This window comes from Dactylosporangium sp. NPDC051541 (assembly GCF_044454505.1).
In the GTDB taxonomy this organism is placed as follows: Bacteria; Actinomycetota; Actinomycetes; order Mycobacteriales; family Micromonosporaceae; genus Dactylosporangium.
In genome coordinates this window covers 166,795-189,016 of the sequence record NZ_JBITDU010000002.1, presented here as the reverse complement: position 1 = coordinate 189,016, position 22,222 = coordinate 166,795, and the positions used below count along the sequence as shown (strand labels likewise).

21 protein-coding genes are annotated in these 22,222 nt (G+C 71.2%); 11 read left to right on the top strand and 10 right to left on the bottom strand.

The features are described 5' to 3' along the window. Positions 1-14: 14 nt before the first annotated feature. From ptsP to ACIA8L_RS08940, 9 genes are read right to left on the bottom strand one after another with little or no spacing between them, the layout of a single operon-like run. Positions 15-1,652 (bottom strand): phosphoenolpyruvate--protein phosphotransferase, encoded by a 1,638-nt coding sequence (gene ptsP, locus ACIA8L_RS08980; RefSeq protein ID WP_395902128.1) that lies wholly within the window; start codon positions 1,650-1,652, stop codon positions 15-17. Further along, positions 1,645-1,923: an HPr family phosphocarrier protein gene (locus tag ACIA8L_RS08975; RefSeq protein WP_395902126.1), complete on the bottom strand. Its 279-nt coding sequence runs from the start codon at positions 1,921-1,923 to the stop codon at positions 1,645-1,647. The genes ptsP and ACIA8L_RS08975 overlap by 8 nt, the downstream gene beginning before the upstream one ends. A gap of 12 nt (positions 1,924-1,935) precedes the next feature. Continuing rightward, positions 1,936-2,976 (bottom strand): zinc-dependent dehydrogenase, encoded by a 1,041-nt coding sequence (locus tag ACIA8L_RS08970; RefSeq protein ID WP_395902124.1) that lies wholly within the window; start codon positions 2,974-2,976, stop codon positions 1,936-1,938. Then, positions 2,973-3,407 (bottom strand): PTS sugar transporter subunit IIA, encoded by a 435-nt coding sequence (locus ACIA8L_RS08965; RefSeq protein WP_395902122.1) that lies wholly within the window; start codon positions 3,405-3,407, stop codon positions 2,973-2,975. Before ACIA8L_RS08965 ends, ACIA8L_RS08970 begins: the two co-directional genes overlap by 4 nt. Beyond that, positions 3,400-3,708, bottom strand: coding sequence for a PTS lactose transporter subunit IIB (locus ACIA8L_RS08960; protein ID WP_395902120.1), 309 nt, complete (start codon positions 3,706-3,708; stop codon positions 3,400-3,402). Before ACIA8L_RS08960 ends, ACIA8L_RS08965 begins: the two co-directional genes overlap by 8 nt. A gap of 5 nt (positions 3,709-3,713) precedes the next feature. After that, positions 3,714-4,856 (bottom strand): mannitol-specific PTS transporter subunit IIC, encoded by a 1,143-nt coding sequence (gene mtlA / locus ACIA8L_RS08955; RefSeq protein WP_395902118.1) that lies wholly within the window; start codon positions 4,854-4,856, stop codon positions 3,714-3,716. 13 nt (positions 4,857-4,869) lie between these two features. After that, positions 4,870-5,820 (bottom strand): 1-phosphofructokinase, encoded by a 951-nt coding sequence (gene pfkB, locus ACIA8L_RS08950; RefSeq protein ID WP_395902116.1) that lies wholly within the window; start codon positions 5,818-5,820, stop codon positions 4,870-4,872. Continuing rightward, on the bottom strand, positions 5,817-6,578 hold the full coding sequence (locus ACIA8L_RS08945) for a DeoR/GlpR family DNA-binding transcription regulator (protein WP_395902114.1): 762 nt from the start codon (positions 6,576-6,578) through the stop codon (positions 5,817-5,819). The genes pfkB and ACIA8L_RS08945 overlap by 4 nt, the downstream gene beginning before the upstream one ends. A 9-nt stretch (positions 6,579-6,587) precedes the next feature. Beyond that, complete coding sequence (locus ACIA8L_RS08940; protein WP_395902112.1) at positions 6,588-7,169, bottom strand: hypothetical protein; 582 nt, start codon at positions 7,167-7,169, stop codon at positions 6,588-6,590. 106 nt (positions 7,170-7,275) lie between these two features. Here ACIA8L_RS08940 and ACIA8L_RS08935 point away from each other — a divergent pair, with 106 nt between their 5' ends. The 5 genes from ACIA8L_RS08935 (at position 7,276) to ACIA8L_RS08915 (ending at position 10,483) form a co-directional block, all read left to right on the top strand. Further along, positions 7,276-7,848 (top strand): hypothetical protein, encoded by a 573-nt coding sequence (locus ACIA8L_RS08935; protein ID WP_395902110.1) that lies wholly within the window; start codon positions 7,276-7,278, stop codon positions 7,846-7,848. Between the two features lie 63 nt (positions 7,849-7,911). Continuing rightward, complete coding sequence (locus tag ACIA8L_RS08930) at positions 7,912-9,018, top strand: sensor histidine kinase (RefSeq protein WP_395902108.1); 1,107 nt, start codon at positions 7,912-7,914, stop codon at positions 9,016-9,018. Beyond that, a complete protein-coding gene (locus ACIA8L_RS08925; RefSeq protein ID WP_395902107.1) occupies positions 9,009-9,653 on the top strand; it encodes a response regulator in 645 nt (214 codons plus the stop codon). The genes ACIA8L_RS08930 and ACIA8L_RS08925 overlap by 10 nt, the downstream gene beginning before the upstream one ends. Before the next feature lie 24 nt (positions 9,654-9,677). Then, positions 9,678-10,001, top strand: coding sequence for an ArsR/SmtB family transcription factor (locus ACIA8L_RS08920; RefSeq protein WP_395902105.1), 324 nt, complete (start codon positions 9,678-9,680; stop codon positions 9,999-10,001). After that, positions 9,998-10,483 (top strand): SRPBCC domain-containing protein, encoded by a 486-nt coding sequence (locus ACIA8L_RS08915; protein ID WP_395902103.1) that lies wholly within the window; start codon positions 9,998-10,000, stop codon positions 10,481-10,483. Before ACIA8L_RS08920 ends, ACIA8L_RS08915 begins: the two co-directional genes overlap by 4 nt. A 6-nt stretch (positions 10,484-10,489) precedes the next feature. On the opposite strand, the gene ACIA8L_RS08910 is transcribed toward ACIA8L_RS08915, so the two are convergent. After that, positions 10,490-12,097 carry a methyl-accepting chemotaxis protein gene (locus ACIA8L_RS08910; protein WP_395902101.1) on the bottom strand — a complete coding sequence of 536 codons (1,608 nt, stop codon included), beginning with the start codon at positions 12,095-12,097 and terminating at the stop codon, positions 10,490-10,492. A gap of 188 nt (positions 12,098-12,285) precedes the next feature. Between ACIA8L_RS08910 and ACIA8L_RS08905 the strand changes: the two genes are divergently transcribed. The 6 genes from ACIA8L_RS08905 (at position 12,286) to ACIA8L_RS08880 (ending at position 22,178) form a co-directional block, all read left to right on the top strand. Next, a complete protein-coding gene (locus tag ACIA8L_RS08905; RefSeq protein ID WP_395902099.1) occupies positions 12,286-15,054 on the top strand; it encodes a fascin domain-containing protein in 2,769 nt (922 codons plus the stop codon). A 200-nt stretch (positions 15,055-15,254) separates the two neighbouring features. Next, entirely contained in the window at positions 15,255-16,565 is a 1,311-nt protein-coding gene (locus tag ACIA8L_RS08900) for an L-fuconate dehydratase (protein WP_395902098.1), read from the top strand. Further along, entirely contained in the window at positions 16,562-17,596 is a 1,035-nt protein-coding gene (locus ACIA8L_RS08895; RefSeq protein ID WP_395902097.1) for a sugar ABC transporter substrate-binding protein, read from the top strand. The genes ACIA8L_RS08900 and ACIA8L_RS08895 overlap by 4 nt, the downstream gene beginning before the upstream one ends. Next, positions 17,596-19,077, top strand: coding sequence for a sugar ABC transporter ATP-binding protein (locus tag ACIA8L_RS08890; RefSeq protein WP_395902096.1), 1,482 nt, complete (start codon positions 17,596-17,598; stop codon positions 19,075-19,077). The genes ACIA8L_RS08895 and ACIA8L_RS08890 overlap by 1 nt, the downstream gene beginning before the upstream one ends. Continuing rightward, positions 19,074-20,075: an ABC transporter permease gene (locus ACIA8L_RS08885; protein WP_395902095.1), complete on the top strand. Its 1,002-nt coding sequence runs from the start codon at positions 19,074-19,076 to the stop codon at positions 20,073-20,075. The genes ACIA8L_RS08890 and ACIA8L_RS08885 overlap by 4 nt, the downstream gene beginning before the upstream one ends. Positions 20,076-20,384: 309 nt before the next feature. After that, complete coding sequence (locus ACIA8L_RS08880; protein WP_395902093.1) at positions 20,385-22,178, top strand: RICIN domain-containing protein; 1,794 nt, start codon at positions 20,385-20,387, stop codon at positions 22,176-22,178. The last annotated feature ends 44 nt before the right edge of the window (positions 22,179-22,222 follow it).

The following is a 22,222-nucleotide window of genomic DNA, read 5'->3' as shown; positions in this document are numbered from 1 at the left end:
TCAGGCGGTGCTCGTCAGGCGGTGCGGCGGACGGCGGCTCGCGCGGCCTCGGGGGTGTCGGCGGCGAGCGCGGCCTTCGCGATCTGGCGGCACTCGTCGAGGGTGTGCGCGGCGAGGGACTCGCGGACGGCCGGGATGCTCCGCGGGGCCATGGACAGGCTGGAGATGCCCAGACCGGTCAGGACCAGCGCGAAGTCCGGGTCGGCGGCCGACTCGCCGCACACGCCGACCGGCTTGCCCGCCTCCTGCCCGGCGGTGGCGCAGGCGGCGATGAGCGCGATCAGGGCCGGCTGCCACGGGTCGAGCAGCTCGGCCAGGTCGCCGCACATGCGGTCGGCGGCGAACGTGTACTGGCTCAGGTCGTTGGTGCCGAGGCTCAGGAAGTCGACGTCGCGCAGAATGGCCGGGGCGCGCAGGGCCGCGGCCGGGATCTCGATCATCACGCCGGCCGTGGGCAGCCCGTGGGCCCGGCAGGCGTCGGCGAACCCGGTGGCCTCGGCGGCGGTGGCGACCATCGGGGCCATCACCCACACGTCGGCCTCGGCGGCGGCCGCGGCCGTGGCGATCGCGGCGAGCTGGGTGGCCAGGACGGACGGGGTCCGCCGGGCGATGCGCAGCCCGCGGACGCCCAGGGCGGGGTTGGGTTCGTCGGCCATCTTCAGGAACGGCAGGGGCTTGTCGGCGCCCGCGTCGAGGGTGCGGACCACGACCTTCTTGCCGGGCAGGGCCTGGAACACCGCGGTGTAGGCGGCGACCTGCTCCTGCTCGGTGGGGGCGTCGGCGCGGTCGAGGTACAGCAGCTCGGTCCGGAACAGCCCGACCCCCTCGACCTCGGTGGTCAGGTCCCTGGCCGACCCGATGTTGCCCAGCAGCGCCACCGGATGCCCGTCGGCGGTCCGACCCGGTCCCGTTGAACCCGCCCGATGTGCCCGCTTCTCCGCTTCCGCCCCGTTGACGGCGTCGGCTTCGTCGACGGAAAGCCCTGTGGCCACAGAGCCACTCGACCCGTCGACCGAGACGATGGACAAATCCGACAAATCCGAAATGTCAGCGCAGCGCACCACGGCCGGGATCCCGAGCGTGCGCGCGAGGATCGCGGTGTGGGACGTGGGTCCACCCTCAGCGGTAACGAGAGCGAGCACCACCGCCGGATCGAGCCCCGCGGTATCAGCCGGAGCCAGGTCCCGGGCGACGAGAATGAACGGATGCCCGGGCGACGGAATCCCCGGCATGGGCAGGCCGAGACAAGCGGCAACCAGGCGGTCGCGGAGATCGTCGAGATCGGCGACCCGCTCGGCGAGATAACCCCCGGCCGCCTCGAACGCGGCGCGGTGCTCGGCCAGGGCCGCCGCCAGCGCGTGCGGTGCCGCGGACCCGGCGTCGATCAGGTCGAACGCCGCGTCGGCCAGCATCTCGTCGGTGGCCATCAGGACCTGCGCCCGCAGCACCTCCGCGACGGTCTCGTCGGCCGCGGCGGCAGCCCGGCGTTCGAGTTCGGCGGCGACCGATGCGACCGCAGCACGTACCGAATCCTTCTCGGCTTCTGCGGAGGTCACCGCCGACGGGGCCGGCAGGGACGGTGGCGGGGCCAGGTGCAGGACCGGGCCGGCCGCCCGGCCCGGGGAGACGCCGATCCCCCGCAGCTCAGGCATCGGGGGCGTCCAGGTCACGGGCCAGGAGCTCGGCCAGCTCGTCGAGGGCGGCCTCGGCGCCGTCGCCGTCGGCGGCGAGGGTGACCTCGGTCCCCTGCTTGGCGCCCAGTGACAGCACACCGAGCATGCTACGGGCCGGTACCGGCTTCCTGGCCCCTTCGGTGCTGATGGTCACGGGCACGGGCTGCTTCGCCGCGGCGGCGACGAACAGGGCGGCGGGGCGGGCGTGCAGGCCGCTGGACGAGCCGACGACAACGGTCCGGGTGGGCACAGGACACCTCTCCTAAGGTTCGATTGTCACCTTGATCGCCTCGCCGCGGGCGACGATGCCGAACGCGTCGAGCGCGTCCTGCAACGGCAGACGGTGGGTGATGAGGTCGTTGACGGGGACGGCACCGTCGGCGATGAGCCGCAGCGCCTCCTTGTTGTGCGCGGGGCTGGAGCCGTTGGCGCCGACGATCGTCAGCTCGCGGTAGTGCACGAGGTTGGAGTCCAGCGCGATGATCGGCTTGTCCTTGGGCAGGCCGCCGAAGAAGCTGATCCGGCCCTGCCGGGCGGTCATCTGCACGGCCTGCTCCTGGGCGGCACCGGCCGCGGCGGCGGTGATGACGACGTCGGCGCCGCGGCCCTCGGTGAGCTTCATGACGGTGTCGACGACGTCCACCTCCGCACCGCAGATGGCGGCGTCCGGCTGGACCAGGTCGGCGGCCAGGTCGAGCCGCTCCCGGTTGAGGTCGACCAGGAACACGCGGGCGGCGCCGCGGGCCCGGGCCAGCCGCACGTGCAGGCACCCGATCGGGCCGGAGCCCATCACGACCACGTCGTCGCCCGCGCCGACGCCGGCCAGGTTCTGGCCGTTGAGCACGCACGCGAGGGGTTCGGCGACGGACGCCTCGGCGAAGCTCAGCCCCTCCGGGATGCGGTTGAGCCCGTCGACGTTCAGGACGTTCGGCGGCACGATCATGTACTCGGCGAAGCCGCCGTCGAAGTGGTAGCCCATCGACACCTGGTTGGGGCAGACGGTCATCCGGCCCCGCCGGCACTCGCCGCAGGTCCCGCACGGGATCGCGGCGATGACCTGGACCCGGTCGCCGGCCTGCCAGCCGGTGACGTCCGCGCCGACCTCGACGACCTCACCGGCGATCTCGTGGCCCATGACGCGGGGCGGCACGATGTGATGGTGGCCGAAGTTCAAGATCTTGACGTCGGTACCGCACGTCGAGCACGCCCGCACCCGGATCTTGACGTCACCGGGGCCCGGTGCCGGCTCGGGCGCGTCCTCGATGCGGACGTCACCGGGGGCATGGAACCGTACAACTCTCACGACTTCTCCAAAACCAGCAGTTCGAGTACTTCGTCCGCGGTGCTCGCCGCGCGCAGCCGGGCGGCGTCGTCGGGCTCCATCAGGATCTCGGCGAGCGCGGAGAGGATGTCCACGTGCCCGTCGCCGGCGGCGGCGATCGCGACGCACACGCGCACGTCCTCGCCGCCCCAGTCGACGCCGTCGGGGAAGGAGACCACCGCCAGGGCGTCCCGCACGACGGTCTCCTTGCTGTTGAGGGTGCCGTGCGGGATCGCGACGCCCTCCCCGATGTACGTCGAGACGCTCTGCTCGCGCTCGAGCATCGCCTCGATGTAGGAGGGGGCCACCGCCCCGATCTCGACGAGCACCGCGCCGCAGCGGCGGATGGCCTCCTCGCGCGATCCGGCCCGTTCGCCGAGCCGGATCGCGTCGCGGGCGAGCAGGTCACCCACTGAGTTCACCGCCGCGCTGCACCACCTGCACGACCTTGGCCACCGCGGGGTCGCCGATGAACACCTGGAACGGGATGATCACCTTGTCCGGCGCGCTGACCCGGGCCCGGGCCGCGAGCCCCTTGTGGCACAGCACGACGTCGGCGTCGGCCGGGATCGAGTTCACCGGGGTGTGTTCGACGGTCACCTCGTTCTTGGCGAGCTGGCGCTTCAGCTGGCTGGCGAGCATGACACTGCTGCCCATGCCGGCGTCACACGCGACGACGACCTTCTTGATTTCGGTACCGTTGATCGTGGGCATTGGCTCTAAGCCTCCTGGCGGGACAGCTTGGCCGCGACGTTCTCGGCCTCATCCGGGTTGACGACGGTCTCCTCGTCGGGGCCGATGGCCTCGTCCTCCGCCGGTTCGTTGCGCCCGAAGCCCAGCAGGAGCGACGCGACCGCGAAGGTGACCGCGGCGGCGATGACGATGCCGAGCAGCACGACGAAGTAGCCGCCCTTGGGTGTGACCGCCATGTAGGCGAAGATGCTGCCCGGCGACGGGGTGGCGACCAGACCGGCCCCGGTGATCATGAAGGTGCCGACACCGGCGGCGCCGCCGCAGATCATGGCCAGGATCAGCTTCGGCTTCATGAGCACGTACGGGAAGTAGATCTCGTGGATGCCGCCGAGGAACTGCACGATGATCGCGGCCGGCACGCTCGGGCGCAGGTTGCGCGGGCCGAACAGGAAGAACGCGAGCAGCAGGCCGAGGCCCGGGCCGGGGTTCGACTCGATCATGAACAGGATCGACTTGCCCTTGTCGGCCGCCTCGGCGACACCGAGCGGGCCGAACACGCCGTGGTTGATGGCGTTGTTCAGGAACAGCACCTTCGCCGGCTCGACGACGATCGAGGTCAGCGGGAGCAGGTCGTGGGAGACGAGCCAGTTGGCGCCGTCGCCGGCCCGCTTCGTCAGCCACTCGACGACCGGCCCGATGCCGTAGAGGCCGCCGACGGCCATCGCGCCGCCGATGATGCCGGCGCTGAAGTTGTCGACGAGCATCTCGAAGCCGGGCCGGATGCGGTTCTCGACCAGACCGTCCCACAGCTTGAGGATGTAGGCCGTCAGCGGGCCGATCATCATGGCGCCCAGGAACATCGGCACGTCGGCGCCGACCACGATGCCCATCGTGGCGACCGCACCGACGACCGCGCCGCGCTGGCCGTGCACGAGCCGGCCGCCCGTGTAGCCGATCAGCAGCGGCAGCAGCACCGTGATCATCGGGCCGACGAGCTCGGCGATGTGCTTGTTGGGGATCCAGCCGGTGGGGATGAACAGGGCGGTGATGAGACCCCAGGCGATGAACGCGCCGATGTTGGGCATCACCATCGCCGCGAGGTAGCCGCCGACGCGCTGGACGGAGGCTCGGAAACCCGAGCCGGTGACTTGGGGTGTGTAGCTCGACATCGGGGTGTCTCCTTCAGGAGGACGGGCCGGAGAGCAGCGGGCGGAGCTCGTCCGGTCGGGGGTGGATGGTGACGTTGTGGCGGATCAGGTCGGCGGGGCCGGGCATCCTGCTGCCGGGCAGGCTGACCGCGGCCGCGCCCCAGGCGAGACCTTCGGCGAGGGCGGCCGCGCCGCGGGCCCCGGCGGCCAGGAAGCCGGCGAGGAGTGCGTCGCCGGCGCCGACGGTGCTGCGCGGGCGGGTGACCGGGCACGTGCCGGTGACGACACCGTCGGCGTCGACGAGCACGGCCCCGTCGGCGCCGAGGCTCGCGAGGACCGTCTGCGCGCCCCAGGCGCGCAACTGCTGGGCGGCGGCGACGACGTCGCCGAGGTCGGCGAGGGGGGCCCCGACCACTTCGGCGAGCTCGTCGCGGTTGGGTTTGAGCAGTGTCGCCCCGGCGGCCGCGGCCTCACGCAGCGCCGGGCCGCTGGTGTCGACGGCGACCCGGATGCCGGCCGCGCTGAGGCGGCGGCACAGCTGGGCGTATGCGTCGGCGGGCAGCCCCGGCGGCACGCTGCCGCACAGCACCACCCAGTCCGCGGACCCGGCCCGGGCCAGGACCCGGTCGGTGATCTCGTCGAACTCGGCGCCGACCAGCGCCGGCCCGGGCTCGTTGACCTTCGTGACGGTGCCGTCGGGCTCGGCCAGGGTGATGTTGGAGCGGGTCCGCCCGGCGATCGGGATGGCCAGAACTTCCACACCTTCGGCCTTGAGCAGCCGCACCAGCTGGCTACCCTCGTCCCCACCACAGGGCAGGACGGCGACGGAGGGCACGCCGTTGGCCAGGAGGGCCCGGGAGACGTTGACCCCTTTGCCGCCGGGGTCGAGGTGGGCGGCGGTGGCCCGGATGACCTCACCCCGGCTCAACCGCCCGATGTCCATGGCCCGGTCCAGGCTCGGGTTCAAGGTGACGGTGACGATCATGCTCGGACCACCCTGACACCGGCACCCTCGATGTCGCCGACGAGGTCGGAGTCGGCGCGGCTGTCGGTGATGAGCAGGTCCAGGTCGGCCAGCTCGCCGAACCGGGCCAGGTAGTCGTTGCCGAGCTTGGTGTGGTCGGCGAGCAGGACGGTGCGGCGGGCGGCGCGGATCATCGCCCGCTTCACCGCCGCCTCGGCCGGGTCGGGCGTGGTGAGCCCGCGCTCGACGGAGATGCCGTTCGTGCCGACGAAGGCGACGTCGACGTACAGGTCGGCCAGGGGTCGCAGCGACCAGTCATCGACGGTGGCCAGGGTCTTGCCCCGCAGCCGCCCGCCGAGCAGCAGCACGTTGAGGTTGGTGCGGGTGCCCAGTGCGGTCGCGATGACCGGCGAGTTGACCACGACGGTCAGCTCCCGGTCGGCGGGCAGCAGGTTGGCGAGCTTGACGGTGGTGGTGCCGGCGTCGAGGATGATCGCGCCTTCCTCGGGGACCTCCGCGAGGGCCAGCTTGGCGATGCGCTCCTTCTCCTCCACGAGCACCGCGTCGCGGGTGGCGAGCGCGGGCTCGAACCCGATCCGCTCGACGGGGATGGCCCCGCCGTGCACCCGCCGCAGCACCCCGGCCCGCTCCAGCGAGGTCAGGTCCCGCCGGATGGTCTCCGACGTGACGTTGAGCTCGTCGGCGAGCCCGGCCACCTCGACCCGCCCCTGCTCACGGGCGATCCGGACGATCGCCTGCTGCCGCTCCTCGGCGTACATGATGTGGTTTCACCGCCGTTTCGTTTTGCTTGTGTTTTGTTTACGCCCGATTGTGTGGGCAGTCAAGAGTTGAACCACAGAAACCCACACCGGCCACCCCAGCAGCCAGACCACCAGCGCAAACCCCACGAACCGCGTCATCCCCTGCAACGCCTCGGTCCGCTCGTCATCCCCGATCCAGGCCCGCCCGCCCTGCAACAGCGCCACCGCCACGGCGCCGGCGACGACCGCCTTACCCCACTCCCGCCACTCGTACCGGACCCGTTCGGGCCCCCGCTTCGGCACAACGCGCGGCGGCGGCCCCCCGGCGAACCGATGCGCGAACCGGACATCCGCCCACCTGATCATCGAGCGCCCGAACGCGACGGAGAACCCGAGGAACACCGCCGCGACGGCATGCGCCCGCCCGGCCACTCCCCCACCCCGCAGATCGATGGCGGACACGATGAGCAGCACGAGGTCGACAACGGCCGTGAGGGCGAGCAGCACGGCCCCGAGCCGCTTGCGCCGCAACAGATACCGGGCACTGAGCCCGGCCGCCAGCACCACCCAGAACGCGATCTCGCACCCGACGATCCAAGCAATCAACATGCCTACGAGCCTCGCGCCCGCAACCCCCGATTACGTCGCCACCGCTGACGGTTCCTCTACATCCTTGGTCGCACCCGCGCTTCCCCCGATACCCCACAATGCAGCCATGTCGACCCCGACCGATGCCTCGATCGCCGGCACCAACCACACCTCGTTCGGCCACCCGGCGGTGCTGGCCCCGGCGCCGCCCGCGGCCACGGCCGCCGGCGCCGAGTACGCCGCGCTGATCCGGGACCTCCTCGCGACCGAGGAGCGGCGCGACCGCAGCCTCGACGCGCGGGCCTTCGCCGTCGTCACCGTCGCCGCCGTGCTGCTGCTGAGCCAGCTGGGCTGGCTGCTCCTGCTGCGGGCGTCGGACCCGCCGGACGTCTCGGCCCCGGCCGCCGTCCTGGCCGTCCTGGCCGTCCTCTTCCTGCTCGTCGCGGCCGCCGTCGCCGCGCAGACCGGCGCCGCGTGGCGGACCCGGACCATCAACCCGGCCACGCTGCCGGACGAGGTCTGGGCGCGATGGGGCCACCCCGGCGACGACCCTCTCGCGAAGACGACCGCGACCCGCCTGGCGCTGTGGGCGGTGGCCCACGACGTCGGCCAGCGCAAGGCGCGATACCTGCACACCGCGGTCAGCCTGCTGGTCACCGCCCTGATCGCCGAGGTCCTGGCCGTCCTGCTGGCCGGCTGAGGAGCGGCCGCGTACATCGTTGGTCGCATGTCGCCTGATCGCGAAGGATGCAACCATCGTGGGGTGCGTGGGCGGACGGTTGACCGGGTGCTGGCCGGGAGCGGGCTGGCGGCCGGCGCGCTCATGTTCTTCACGGGGCAGTATCAGGCGCGGGTCGACGCCCGGTGGTTGTTCGTGCCGCTGGTCGTGTGCTGCTCGGCCCTGTTGCTGCGGCGCGGTGCGCCCGTCACGTCGGTGCTCGTCGGGACGGTGGCCGTGGCCGGGGATGTGGTCATCGGACCTTCGCTGGCCACGCCGCTGGTCTACACGCAGGTGCTCTACGACGCCTGCCTGCACGGTAGTGCCCGGCTGGCGAAGGTGCTGCTCGCCACCAGTGTCGTCGGGTCCGTCGTCACCGCGATCGTGTGCCTGGTCGTCATCCGCGACGTGCAGGCGGTCGGGCTCGGAGTGTTGCTCGCGCTCGTGACCGTCGTGCCGATCCTGACCGGGTCGCATGTGCGCCACCATCGGGACCAGGCCGAGACCGCGCGGCGGTCGGCGGAGCAGGTCGCGCGGCTGGCGGCGGCCGACCGGGCCAACGCGGTCGCGGCCGAGCGGGCCGGGATGGCGCGGGAGCTGCACGACGTGATCGCCAACCATCTCAGCGCCGTCGCCATCCACGCCACGGCCGCCCTCTCCGCCGATCTCGGGGCCGACGGCACGAAGCGGGCGCTGTCGGTCATCCGGGAGAACAGCGTCCAGGGCCTCGCCGAGATGCGGCGGATGGTGGGGTTCCTGCGCGATCCGGCGGCGCTGCCCGACAACGCGCCGGGCGGGCTCACCGCCCTCGACGACCTCGCCAAACGGGCCGGGCTGCCGGTCCGGCTCGCGGTGGACCTCGGCCCCGGGGACGTGCCGGTGAGTGTCGACCTGGCCGCCTACCGGATCATCCAGGAGTCCCTCACCAACGCCCTCAAGCACGGGGACGGCGGGCCGGTCACGGTCGACGTCGGCGGCGGGCCGAAGGCCGTCACGGTGCGGGTCGCCTCGGGGGTGATTCCGGGGCGCGCGGTCAACGACGGCGCCGGGCTGATCGGGATGCGCGAACGGGCGGCGCTGCTCGGCGGGGAGCTGACGGCCGGCCCGTGCGGCGGTCAGTGGGTCGTCGAGGCGAGGCTCCCGTGCGGGTGATCGTTGTGGACGACCAGCCGGCGGTACGCGCGGGGCTCGTGCTGATCCTCAACTCGCACCCCGACATCGAGGTCGTGGGCGAGGCCGGCGACGGCGCCGCGGCGGTCGAGCTGGGGCTGCGGCTGCGGCCCGACGTGGTGCTGATGGACCTGCGGATGCCACGCCTCGACGGTGTCGCCGCCACCCGGGAGCTGACCCGCAACGGCGTCACCGGCGTGCTCGCCCTGACCACGTTCGACCTGGACGAGTACCTCTTCGGGGCCCTGCGCGCCGGTGCCGCCGGCTTCCTGCTGAAGGACGCCTCGGCCGACGAGCTGGTCGCCGCGGTGCGGACGGTGGCCCGCGGTGACGGGGTCGTGGCGCCGGCCGTCACCCGCCGGGTCCTGGGCGCGTTCGCCGGCCCGGTGCGCGAGTCGGCGCCGGTGGCCGTGCCGATCGGACTCCTGACCGCCCGGGAACGCGAGGTCCTGGAGTGCCTCGGCGAGGGTCTGTCCAACGCGGCCATCGCGGCCCGGCTCGGCATCGCGGAGGCGACCACGAAAACTCACGTGAGCCGCATTCTGGCCAAGCTGGGACTCCAGAGCCGGATGCAGGCCGCGATCGCGGCGCGCCAGCGGAGGAACCTTGACATGTGACCAGGAGGTCACATAATAAGGAGCGTGGACGACGACGACCGCGTCTTCAAGGCGCTCGCCGACCCGACCCGGCGATTCCTGCTCGACCTGCTCTTCGCGCGTGACGGCCGCACGCTGAGCGAGCTGGAGGGGCAGCGGCCGGACATGACCCGGTTCGGCGTGATGAAACACCTCAAGGTCCTGGAAGAGGCCAACCTCGTCGTCACCCGGCGCCGCGGCCGGGAGAAGCTGCACTTCCTCAACGCGGTGCCGATCCGCCAGGTCCACGACCGGTGGATCGACAAGTACACCACCGACCACGCCCGAGCCCTGCTCGATCTCAAGCATGCCCTGGAGGACGACGAATGAGCGGCACACAGGTTTACAAGGTGTACATCAAGGCCGAGGCCAAGCAGGTCTGGGACGCCATCACCACGCCCGAGTGGACCGCCCGCTACGGGTTCCGCGGCCGGACCGAGCTGGACCTGCGGCCCGGCGGCGCGGTCGTCGGGCGGTCCAACGCCGGGATGCTCGCCATGGGCGCGCCCGAGATCGGCACCGACGGCGAGGTCGTCGAGGTCGACCCGCCGCACAGGCTGGTGCAGACGTTCCGCATGCTCATGGACCCCACCATGGCGGCCGAGGGGTTCACCCGGCTCACCTACGAGCTCAAGGAGGGCAAGGACGGCGTCACCGCGCTCACCGTGACCCACGAGCTCAGCGACGCCCCCAACATGGCCCGCCTGATGGCCGGCGAGTTCGAGGAGATGGGCGCCGGCGGCGGCTGGGCCTGGGTCCTGTCCGACCTCAAGTCCCTGCTCGAGACCGGCAAGTCCCTGGCCGATCGGTAAACGAAGTCAGTAACGGAACCGGCCCACCAGGCCGCGGAGGTCCGACGACACCTGGGCCAGGCTGCCGGCGGCCGAGCCGACGCCCGCGACCGTCACCGTGGTGGCGCGCGTGGCGTCGGCGACCGCGGCCACGTCCTGGCGGGCCTCGTCGGTGCTGAGGGCCACGCCGGTGATGGTCCGGGACAGGTCGGCCGTGGTCGCGCTCTGCTCCTCGATCGCCGACGCGATCGTCACCTGCAGGTCGTTGATCCGGCCGATCACCTCGGCGATCCGCTCGATCGACCCGGCCGCACCGGCGGTGTCGTCCTGGATGGCGGTGATCCGGGCCGAGATGTCCTCGGTGGCCCGGGCCGTCTCCGTGGCCAGGTCCTTGACCTCACCGGCGACGACCGCGAACCCCCGGCCCAGCTCCCCCGCCCGGGCCGCCTCGATCCCCGCGTTGAGCGCGAGGAGGTTCGTCTGCCGGGCGATGCCGCTGATCACCTGGGCCATCTCGCCGATCTGCCGGCTCGAGCGGCCGAGCTGGGCCATCGTCGTGGTGACCGTGCCGGCCAGCTCGTGCGCGGCCACGGCGACCGCGGCCGCCTCCTGCGCGCTGGCCGAGATGGCGGCGATCGACTGACCCATCTCCTCGGTCCCGGCCGCGAACGTCTGCACGCTGTGCGAGATGTCCTCGGTCGCGGTCGTCGCCGCGGCCGCCCGGGCCGCCGACGACTCGGCGGAGACGGCCAGGTCGGCGGAGACGCCGGACAGGTCGCCGGAGTGGCTGGCGACGACCTTCGCCCGGTCGTCGACGGAGCGCATCGCGTCGGCCAGGCCGGCCACGAACCGGTTGAACGAGGCCGCCACCGTGGCCAGTTCGTCGCGGCCGTGCTCCTCGAGGCGGGCGGTCAGGTCGCCGTCGCCGTCGGCGATGTCGGTGAGCCGGGCGTCCAGGGCCCGCAGCGGCCGGGCGATGCTGGCCACCACCGCGACCGCGACGGCCGCGGCGAGGAGCAGGCCGGCGAGCCCGGCGATCCATACGGTCCGGCGGCCGGTGCCGGCGGTGCGCTGGGCCGACGCGGCGACCGCGAGGCCGCGGGCGGTGACGTCGGCGGCCATGCCGTTGGTGGCGGTGGCCATCACGTTGAAGGCGTCGATGGAGTCGCCGGAGGCCAGGTCGTCGGCGGTCGCCGTGGCCGCGGGCGCGCCCTGGCGGTACAACTGGATCATCTTGGCGTCGATGGCCATGAAGGTGTCGAAGGCGGTCGTGGCCTGCTGCAGCTTCGTACGCTCACCGGCGGTCAGGGTGCCCGCGGCGAGTTCGGCGAAGACGGGCCGGAGGGCGGCCGCGGAGTCGAGGAACTCCTTGCGCTGCCCGACGGTGTCGTCGAGGGCGCCCGGCACACCGCGGGCGAAGTCGAACGCGTAGCCGGTCTGCCAGCCGGCGATGTCGGCGGCCCGGAACTTGGCCTCCATGGCCAGCCGGGACAGCCGCATGAGGGTGCTGGTCTCGGCGGCCGCGGTGTTCTGCGCGCCGAAGCCGATGACGGCCGTGCTGAGCAGCGCGGCCGAGACGAGCACGCCGATCACGGCGAGCAGCAGAATCCGGGTGGTGATCCGCCAGCGACGCATACCCTTCCGATCGGCAGCGGCCGGCCGCAACTGAATGATGTACCCATCCAATGTCTGACACAATGAATGCTGACAAAACCGGCGCCGATGGCCATTGACGAACGCAAACCTCCCATGTTGACTGCACGCAAGGGCTTCGCGCTTTCGGCGGGTGCGGGCCAGAGCGCCAATGCAGAAGGAGAACCAGCGTGGGCAAGATCCGCCGACTCGCCCTCCTGGCGGCCGTCGCCGCCCTCACCGCCGCCGTCACGCCGGGCAGCGTCGCCACCGCCGCCGGCACCGACCAGGCGTTCAACCCCGCCACCGGTGCGCTCGACGTCGACTACGCCGGCTACCTGTCGAAGCATGACATCGTCTACAACACCCCGCAGACCAATCCGCTCTACGGCCTGACCGTCGGCAACGGCAAGACCGGGGCCATGGTGTGGAGCGCCAACGGCCTGACCATGCAGGTGTCCGGGGCCGACCTCTCGGAGCAGTCGGCCTACGCGGCGGGCCTGGTCAACCTCAACACCAATCCGGGCCTCGACAGCGGCTCCACCGCCTATCAGCAGCGGCTGTCGCTCTACGACGGCACGCTCACCACGAAGTACGACAACAACCGCACGGTGACGGTACTGGGTGTGCCCGGCACGGAGGTCATGGGCCTGCACGTCGAGGACGCCCGCACCGGCCTCGCCACCACGACCCTGGACCTGAGCATGTGGGACCCGGCGACGGTCACCAACAGCGGGGACGTGCCCAACCTGGACACCTGGAAGCAGATCAGCACGTTCGCCGACAGCGGTGTCGCCGGGTTCAGTCGCGGCCAGAACGACCCCGGCGGCTTCGGCTACACCCTGGCCGCGACCGTCGAAGGGGCCGCGTACACGACGCAGGTCGTCGGCGGCCGCCAGGTGCGGCTGAACATCACCCCGACGGCGAGCTACACGATCTGGTTCACGGCCGCGAGCCGGATCAACGCGGCCAACCGCGACTCCCTCGCCGCCGCCCGCAGCCAGCTGGCCGCGGCGAAGAGCACCGGCTACCTGACCGCCGCGAACAACTACCGCAGCTGGTGGCACGCGTTCTGGCAGAAGTCCTTCGTGCAGTACTCGGGCGCCGCCGGCACCGGCGACTACCTCGAGAACGTCTACTACCTGGCCACCTACATGATCGCCGCGGGCGGCCACGGCAACTACCCGTTCCACTTCATCAACGGCGTGTTCCGGGCGACGCAGGACAACACGAAGTGGAGCAACGGCTACTGGTACTGGAACCAGCGCGACGTCTACAACTCGTTGCTCGCCTCCAACCACGTCGACGTCTTCGCCACCGAGAACAAGCTCTACAGCCGCAACTACGCCGCCTTGAAGTCGCTCACGCAGACGCGGTACGCCATCGACGGCATCTGGACGCCGGAGACGATGGGCTGGGACGGCAACGCGCGCGGCACGGTCGGCTCGGACTTCGTCAACGACATCTACTCGACCGGCACCGAGGCCGCCTACAACATGTACCTGCAGTACCGCTACACGAACGACACGGCCTACCTGCAGGCGACCGCATATCCGTTCATGCGCGAGGTCGTGAAGTTCTACCAGGCCAAGCTGTCCCGCGACCCGAGCACCGGCCGCTACTTCATGGCCAGCTCCAACGCACACGAGACCTACTGGGACGTCAAGAACGCGATCACCGACCTGGCCGCCGTCCGGCTGATCTTCCCGCTGACGATCGCGGTGAGCAACCAGCTCGGCCTCGACGCGGGTCTGCGGGCCGGCTGGCAGAACGTGCTCAACAACATCGAGCCCTACAAGGTGAGCAACGGCGCGTGGCTGCCGCACGACCCGCCGGCCCCGGCCCAGCAGCGCAACGGCGAGAACGTGACGTCGGAGCTGATCTGGCCCTACGACCTGACCGGCATCGGCGCCGCCGACTATTCCACGGCCCTCAACAGCTGGAACACGCGGCCCAACCCGTACAGCAACGTGTGGGCCAACGACGCCGTGCAGGCGGCCCGGCTGGGCCTGGGCGACCAGGCGCTGTCCGGGATGAAGCTGATGCTGCAGCGCTACCAGAACTACCCCAACGGCATGACCAACAACACCAACGGCGTCTTCGAGTACCTCGGCGTGCACCTCGCCGCCACCAACGAGGCGCTCATGCAGTCCTACAACGACAAGATCCGCGTCTTCCCGGCCGCGCCGAACGACGCGAACTTCACCGGCAAGTTCACGCTCCTGGCCAAGGACGGCTTCCTCGTCACCGCCGAGCGGGAGGGCAACGAGACCAAATACATCGGACTGAAGAGTTTGTACGGCAAGCAGGCCCGGGTGGTGAACCCGTGGAGCGGGCAGGAGCTGCGCGTCCGCCGCGTCTCCGACGGCGCGATCCTGGCCACCACCACCGCCGGTGAGGTCACGTTCGCCACCGCCGCGAACACCGTGTACGTCGTGGAGCGCACGGCGAAACCACTGTCGGCATACACCCGCACCACGCTGACCGGGACGGCCAACCAGGGCCGGAAGACGCTGCCGGGCACCGCCTCCACGCTCGGTTCCACCGGCGGCACGACGCCCCCGCCGGCCGGTCAGGCACTGCGGGCGCAGGCCAACACCCGCTACGTGACGGCCGACAGCGGCGGTACCGCCCCGCTCATCGCCAGCAAGACCACCATCGGCACCGCGGAGCAGTTCGACGTCGTCGACCTGGGCGGCGGCCTGGTGGCGCTCAAGGCCCGGGTCAACGGCCAGTTCGTCTGCGCCGAGAACGCGGGCGCCAACCCGCTGATCGCCAACCGGGCTCAGGCCGGTTCGTGGGAGACGTTCAGGCTGATTCGCAACAGCGACAACAGTGTGAGCCTCCAAGCCACGGTCAACAGCAAGTACGTGACGGCCGAGAGCGCCGGAGCCAATCCACTGATCGCCAACCGGGACGCCATTGGCCCTTGGGAGAAGTTCGACCTCGTCAACGGCTGAGTGAGATCCGGGGTGCCGCGTCGGCGTCACGGCACCCCGGGAGTCCCCGAGCCCACGGCGGTGGCTCCGCCCATGGATCGGCGACCCTCGACGTAAGAGTGAACATCCGAGGTATCCGTCCGTCAAGCACACGCCGAACTTCTGTCACGGCGGAACAAAGCCTTGCCAGCGCCGGGCGACACCTGCTAAACATCCGATGTATGAGCGATCGGTTCACGTCTTTCGACACCTACGACGTGCGGTTCCCCACGTCGCGCCAGCTCGACGGCTCCGACGCCATGAACCCGGACCCCGACTACTCGGCCGCCTACGTGGTGCTGCGCACCGACGCTGCCGACGGCCACGAAGGCCACGGGTTCGCGTTCACGATCGGCCGCGGCAACGAGGTCCAGACCGCCGCGATCCTCGCCCTGCGGCCGTATCTCGTCGGACGGCCGACCGGCGGCGTGCTCGACGACCTCGGCGGCCTGTGGCGGGAGCTGGTCCACGACTCCCAGCTGCGCTGGCTCGGCCCCGAGAAGGGCGTCATGCACATGGCCATCTCGGCCGTCGTCAACGCCCTGTGGGACCTCAAGGCCAAACGGGCCGGCCTCCCGCTCTGGCAGTTGCTGTCCGCCATGTCGCCGGAAGAGCTCGTCGACCTCGTCGACTTCCGGTACCTCACCGATGCGCTCACCCCGGCCGAAGCACTGGCGATCCTGAAGCCCGGCGCCGAGGGCCGCGAGGAGCGGATCGCCACCCTGCTCGCCGACGGCTACCCCGGCTACGCCACCTCCCCCGGCTGGCTCGGCTACGACGACGCCAAACTGACCCGGCTCTGCCAGGAGGCCATCGCCGCCGGGTTCACCCAGATCAAGCTCAAGGTCGGCGCCGACCTCGGCGACGACCTGCGGCGGATGCGCATCGCCCGGGAGGTCTGCGGGCCGCACGTGCGCATCGCCGTCGACGCCAACCAGCGCTGGGACGTCGGCACCGCCGTCGAGTGGGTGCGGGCCCTGGCCCCGTTCCACCCCTGGTGGGTCGAGGAGCCCACCTCACCCGACGACGTCGTCGGCCACGCCGAGATCGCCCGGCGCATCGCCCCGATCCCGGTCGCCACCGGCGAGCACGTCCAGAACCGGGTCGTGTTCAAGCAGCTGCTGCAGCTCAACGCGGTCTCGTTCGTCCAGCTCGACGCCGCCCGCGTCGCCGGGGTGAACGAGAACGTCGCGATCCTGTTGCTGGCGGCCAAGTTCGGCATCCCGGTCTGCCCGCACGCGGGCGGCGTCGGGCTGTGCGAGCTGGTGCAGCACCTGTCGATGTTCGACTACGTCGCCGTGTCCCGCAGCACGCACAACCGCGTGATCGAGTACGTCGACCACCTGCACGAGCACTTCGTGGACCCGGTCCGCATACGCGCCGGCCGCTATCTGGCGCCGACCGCGCCCGGGTTCAGCTCCACCATGCGGCCCGAAAGCCGCGAACAGTACGCCTACCCCGACGGCCCTATCTGGAACGAGACCCCGTCATGAGAATGCTCCCGCCTCTCATCGCCGCCACCCTCCTCGTGTCCCTCGCCGCCTGCGGCGACTCCCCGTCGTCCAGCGGCGACACCGGCACCGGCAACCCGCCGATCGCGGTCGACCTGCCCCGGGCCGACTCCGACTTCTGGAACTCCTACGCGAAGTACATCCCGCAGTACGCCAAGGAGACCGGCCTCAACCTGATGACGCCGACGAACTCCCAGAACGACATCGCCAAGCTGGTCGCCAACACCCAGGCCTTGACGAGCCAGGGCGCCAAGGCCATCGTGATGGCACCGCAGGACACGGGCGCGATCGCCACCACCCTCACCACCCTGGAGCAGAAGAAGATCCCCGTGGTCACCGTCGACACCCGGCCCGACAAGGGCAACGTGTTCATGGTGGTGCGCGCGGACAACAAGGCGTACGGCCAGAAGGCCTGCGAGTTTCTGGGCCAGAAGCTCAATGGCAAGGGCAAGGTCGTCGAGTTTCAAGGTGCGCTGTCCTCGGTGAACGGGCGCGACCGGTCCGACGCGTTCGCCGCCTGCATGCAGCAGCAGTACCCCGGGATCACCGTCTTCGCCGAGCCGACCGACTGGGAAGGGGCGAAGGCCTCGGCCGCCCTGCAGACCCGCCTGGCCCAGCACCCGGACATCAACGGCATCTACATGCAGGCCGGCGGCGTCTTCCTGGCCCCGACGCTGCAGCTGCTGCGCTCCAAGAACCTCCTGGTGCCGGCGACCGACCCCAAGCACGTCTTCATCGTGTCCAACGACGGCATCCCGCAGGAGTTCGACGCGATCCGCAAGGGCGAGATCGACGCGACGGTCTCGCAGCCGGCCGACCTCTACGCGAAGTACGCCCTCTTCTACGCCAAGGCCGCCGTCGACGGCAAGACGTTCCAGCCGGGCCCGACCGACCACGACAGCACGATCGTGCAGGTCCGCGCCGGGGTCCTCGAGGACCAGCTCCCGGCCCCGCTGGTGACCAAGGACAACGTCGACGACAAGGCCCTGTGGGGCAACCAGATCGGGAAGTAATGACCGTCGAAACCGCTGCCGTGGTGGCCGCCGGAGTGACCAAACGCTTCGGCGCCACCACGGCGCTGTCCGAGGTGTCGATGCGGATCGCGCCGGGCGAGACGCACGCGCTCGTCGGCCGCAACGGCGCCGGCAAGTCCACGCTCGTCTCGCTGCTCACCGGCCTGCACAAGCCCGACGCCGGCGAGATCCGCTTCGGCGGCGAGCCCGCCCCGCCGGTCGCCGACCGCGGCGCCTGGCGGGCCCGGGTCGCCTGCGTCTTCCAGCGCTCCACCATCATCCCGACGCTGACCGTGGCCGAGAACCTGTTCCTCAACCGCCAGGGCACCGTCATCCGCTGGCCGGCGCTGCGCCGCCGGGCCGCGGCGCTGCTCGACGAGTACGCCGTCGACGTCGACCCCCGCTCGCTCGCCGGCGACCTCGGCGTCGAACAGCGGCAGCTGGTCGAGATCGCCCGCGCCCTGTCACAGGGGGCCCGGTTCATCATCCTCGACGAGCCCACCGCCCGCCTCGACGCGACCGCGATCGAGCGGCTGTTCGCCCGGCTCACGTCGCTGAGCGAGGCCGGCGTGACGATGCTGTTCATCTCGCACCACCTGCAGGAGGTGTACTCCGTGTGCGACACCGTCACCGTCCTGCGCGACGCCCGCCGGGTCCTGACCGCGCCCGTCGCTTCGATCTCGCACGACGAGCTGGTGGCCGCCATGACCGGTGAAGCGGCCGGCCTGACGTCGACCGCGCCCCGGCAGTTCCAGGCGGCGGCATCGGTACTGCGGCTCGACGGCCTCGCGCTCGCGGATGCCTTCGAACCGCTGACGCTGGAGGTCGGTGCGGGCGAGATCGTCGGGGTGACCGGCTCCGGCAGCAGTGGCAAGGTCTCCCTCGCCGAGACGGTCGGCGGGCTGCGGAAGGCCACCGCCGGCACCGTGTCGGTCGACGGGTCCGCGGTCCGGCCGGGCGTGCCCAACGCGCTCAAGGCCGGGATCGGCCTCGTGCCGCAGGACCGGCACCGCGAGGGGCTCATCCCGCTGCTGTCCGTGGCCGAGAACGCCACCCTGCCGATCGCCGACCGGCTCGGCCCCCTCGGCGCCGTCGTCCCGTCGCGGCGCACGGGCGTGGCGGAGGAGTTCATCAGGCGCTACGACATCCGCACCGAAAGTCCGGACGCACCGGTCGCCAGCCTCTCGGGCGGCAACGCGCAGAAGGTCGTCCTGGCCCGGGCGCTCGCCGCCGAACCCAAGGTCCTGGTGCTCATCAACCCGACCGCCGGCGTCGACGTGCGCTCGAAGGAGTCGCTGCTCGGCGCCGTCCGCGCGGCCGCCGACGCGGGCACCGGCGTGCTCATGGTCTCCGACGAGCTCGACGACCTGCGCCACTGCGACCGCGTCCTCGTCATGTTCCACGGCCGGGTCACGGCCGAACTGCCGGCCGGCTGGAGCGACACCGACGTGGTCGCCGCCGTGGAAGGGATCGCCGCATGACCACCATCGAGTCACCGGGCCGCCGGCTGTCGGCCCCGCGCCTCGCCCGGCTGCGCGACCTCACCCTGGTCCCGGCCATCATCGTGCTGCTCATCGTGGGCGCGCTGATCGACCCGGTGTTCCTGTCGCACAACAACCTGGTCAATGTCCTGCAGCAGCAGACCGAGCTGTCCCTGCTGGTCCTCGCCGAGACGCTGATCCTGATCGGCGGCCGGTTCGACCTGTCCCTCGAGTCGACCGTCGGCCTGGCCCCCGCACTCGGCGTCGCGCTGGTCATCCCGGCCGCGAGCCACGGTCTCGGCACCGAGTGGTCCCCGGCCCTCGCGGTGCCGATCTGCCTGCTCGTGGGCGTGGCCATCGGCGCCGTCAACGGGCTGCTGATCCTGCGGTTCGGGCTGTCGGCGTTCATCGTGACGCTCGGCATGCTCATCACCGTCCGCGGGGTGCAGATCGGCGTCACCGGCGGCCAGAGCCTGTTCGACCTGCCCCCGTCGGTGATGTACCTGGGCAACACCGCCTGGCTCGGCCTGCCGCTGTCGATCTGGATCTGCGCGGTCCTGTTCGCGGCCGGCATCGCGTTCCTCGGCTGGTTCCGCCACGGCCGTGCGGTCTACGCCATCGGCGGCAACGTCGACGCCGCCCGGGCCGCCGGCATCCGCACCGACCGGGTCATGTACGCGGTGTTCATGGTCGCCGGTCTCCTCGCGGCGCTGGCCGGCCTGCTCATGACGGGCCGGCTGGGCTCGATCGCCTCGGCCCAGGGCAACGGCATGATCTTCCAGGTCTTCGCGGCCGCGGTCATCGGCGGCGTCAGCATGAACGGCGGCAAGGGCACCCTGTTCGGGGCGCTGTGCGGGGTCCTCGTCCTCGGCCTGATCACCAACATCCTGACCCTCGCCGGCGTCTCCGCGCAGTGGATTCAGGCGGTGTACGGCTTGATCATCCTGGTCGCCCTGATCATCGCCCGCGTCACCACGGGCAAGACCCAGGACTCGTGAGCGTCGGTGGGGCCGGCTCCGGGTGGCCGGCCCCACCGCGCGCGTCAGGCGCCACCCGCCGCGGCCCGGCCGAGCACGATGAAAGTTTCCGGCGCGGTTGCGAACCGATTCGCAGACATTGGCGCGGGCGCGGCATGGACTGCCCGAGACGCAATGCGCTGTACGGCCTGGCTGAACAGCGCGTCCTGGCGTCTGTGGCATCTGTCCGTTGACATCGACGCCGGTGGCTCTCTACGGTGTCCACGAATCGATTCGACAGGCCCGTCGGGCCCGGCCGAAGCCGAGGGCGACGCCCGGAAGGAGACACCGATGCAGTCCGAACGAACACGGAGCCGGCTCGGGAGAGCCTCGATCGTGATCGGCCTGATCCTGGCGGCCGCCGTCCCGCTCGGGCCGGCCGGGGAGAGCCGGGCCGCCGGCGCGGCGCTCAGCGTCGACCTGGCCTCCAGCCGGGGAACATCCACGCTGGTCGGTGCCGGGATCCTGTATGGCATCAACCAGGACGGCTCGCAACCGGCGGACCAGTTCATCCAGCCGCTCAAGCTCAACGCCTTCCGCGGCGGCGGCTGGTTCTCCGGCGGCTGGATCAAGGACAACTACCAGTTCGGCTCGGCGACCCAGGCCGACATCACCTCCATCATCGCGCAGGCCCGGCGGCTCAACCAGGTCGGCGATCATCCGCAGTACCAGGTGCTGCTGAGCGACCTGTACGGGCTCAACGCCGGCCAGCCGTCGAACACCGTGTACCCGTGCGACAACGGCAACTGCGCCAACTGGGCGACGTTCATCGACACCACCGTCACCGCGCTGCAGGCCAGCGGCCTGCCGTTCGCGTACGACATCGACAACGAGCCGGACATCTCCGTCTTCTGGAAGGCCGGGGTCAACAGCACCCAGTACTTCCAGATGTGGGACACCGCGTACCGGGAACTGCGCAAGGTCGCGCCGAGTGCGAAGATCGTCGGCCCGTCGTTCGCGTACACGCCGCAGGCCCGGCCGGCGCAGTGGAGCACGTTCCTGAACCACGTCAAGGCCGCGGGCACGGTCCCGGACTGGATCACCAACCACGACGAGGGTGACGTGGACGACCCGGTGACGGTGGCGCAGGCCCTCAACAACCAGCTGTCGTCCGCCGGGATCGCCGCCCGGCCGCTGTCCGCCAACGAGTACCAGCCCGCCGACCGGCAGACCGCCGGCGTCACCGCCTGGTACCTGGCGCGATTCGCCCAGTCCGGCTACACCAACGCGATGCGCGGCAACTGGGTGTGCTGCATGACGCCCAACCTGACCGGCCTGCTGACCCAGAGCAACGGAGCCTGGAACGCCAGCGGCAACTGGTGGGCGATGCGCGCCTACGCCGACATGACCGGAACCCTGGTCAACACCTCCGGGCAGGTCGGCAGCACCGCGATCTCCGCCGCGATCGACAGCGGCAACCGCCGGGCCGTCGCGATCATCGGCGACAGCAACGGCTACACCGGCGGCACGACGGTGACGTTCAACGGCGTCTCCGCCAACAGCTGGCTGGCCGGCAACGGCAGCGTCCACGTCGTCGTCGACCGGATCCCCGATCAGGCGGCGCTCAGCGCACCGCAGGTGGTGCTCGACCAGACGATGGCCGTCTCCGGCGGTGCCGTCACCGTGCCACTCACGTTCCAGGCATCGCATGACGCGTTCGCCGTCTATCTCACTCCCGCCACCACCGGAGGCCAGCCGGGGGTGCAGATCGTCGGTGGTCAGTCCGGCCGATGCCTCGACGTGCCCGGCGGCACGACCACCAACGGCACCCAGACGCAGCTCTACGACTGCACGGGCGCGTCGTCGCAGCGGTGGACCTACACCACAGGCAAACAGCTGCAGGTGTACGGCAGCAAATGCCTGGACGCCAGCGGGCGGGGCACGACCAACGGCACCGCGGCGATCATCTGGGACTGCAACGGCCAGACGAATCAGCAGTGGAACATCAACAGCGACGGCTCGATCACCGGCGTGCAGTCGGGGCTGTGCCTGGACGCGAGCGCCTTCGGCACCGCCAACGGCACGAAGGTCCAGCTCTGGCAGTGCCTCAACGGCGCCAACCAGAAGTGGAGCACGCGCACCTGACCGTCGCACCTACGCAGCAGGACCGCGGCCGTCAGGCCGAGGGT

Excerpts from the sequence above, each read along its gene's own strand:
- ptsP (WP_395902128.1), bottom strand. The coding sequence starts at position 1,652 with ATGCCTGAGCTGCGGGGGATCGGCGTCTCCCCGGGCCGGGCGGCCGGC.
- ACIA8L_RS08960 (WP_395902120.1), bottom strand. The coding sequence starts at position 3,708 with ATGCCCACGATCAACGGTACCGAAATCAAGAAGGTCGTCGTCGCGTGT.
- mtlA (WP_395902118.1), bottom strand. The coding sequence starts at position 4,856 with ATGTCGAGCTACACACCCCAAGTCACCGGCTCGGGTTTCCGAGCCTCC.
- pfkB (WP_395902116.1), bottom strand. The coding sequence starts at position 5,820 with ATGATCGTCACCGTCACCTTGAACCCGAGCCTGGACCGGGCCATGGAC.
- ACIA8L_RS08945 (WP_395902114.1), bottom strand. The coding sequence starts at position 6,578 with ATGTACGCCGAGGAGCGGCAGCAGGCGATCGTCCGGATCGCCCGTGAG.
- ACIA8L_RS08940 (WP_395902112.1), bottom strand. The coding sequence starts at position 7,169 with ATGTTGATTGCTTGGATCGTCGGGTGCGAGATCGCGTTCTGGGTGGTG.
- ACIA8L_RS08935 (WP_395902110.1), top strand. The coding sequence starts at position 7,276 with ATGTCGACCCCGACCGATGCCTCGATCGCCGGCACCAACCACACCTCG.
- ACIA8L_RS08915 (WP_395902103.1), top strand. The coding sequence starts at position 9,998 with ATGAGCGGCACACAGGTTTACAAGGTGTACATCAAGGCCGAGGCCAAG.
- ACIA8L_RS08910 (WP_395902101.1), bottom strand. The coding sequence starts at position 12,097 with ATGCGTCGCTGGCGGATCACCACCCGGATTCTGCTGCTCGCCGTGATC.
- ACIA8L_RS08900 (WP_395902098.1), top strand. The coding sequence starts at position 15,255 with ATGAGCGATCGGTTCACGTCTTTCGACACCTACGACGTGCGGTTCCCC.
- ACIA8L_RS08895 (WP_395902097.1), top strand. The coding sequence starts at position 16,562 with ATGAGAATGCTCCCGCCTCTCATCGCCGCCACCCTCCTCGTGTCCCTC.
- ACIA8L_RS08890 (WP_395902096.1), top strand. The coding sequence starts at position 17,596 with ATGACCGTCGAAACCGCTGCCGTGGTGGCCGCCGGAGTGACCAAACGC.
- ACIA8L_RS08885 (WP_395902095.1), top strand. The coding sequence starts at position 19,074 with ATGACCACCATCGAGTCACCGGGCCGCCGGCTGTCGGCCCCGCGCCTC.
- ACIA8L_RS08880 (WP_395902093.1), top strand. The coding sequence starts at position 20,385 with ATGCAGTCCGAACGAACACGGAGCCGGCTCGGGAGAGCCTCGATCGTG.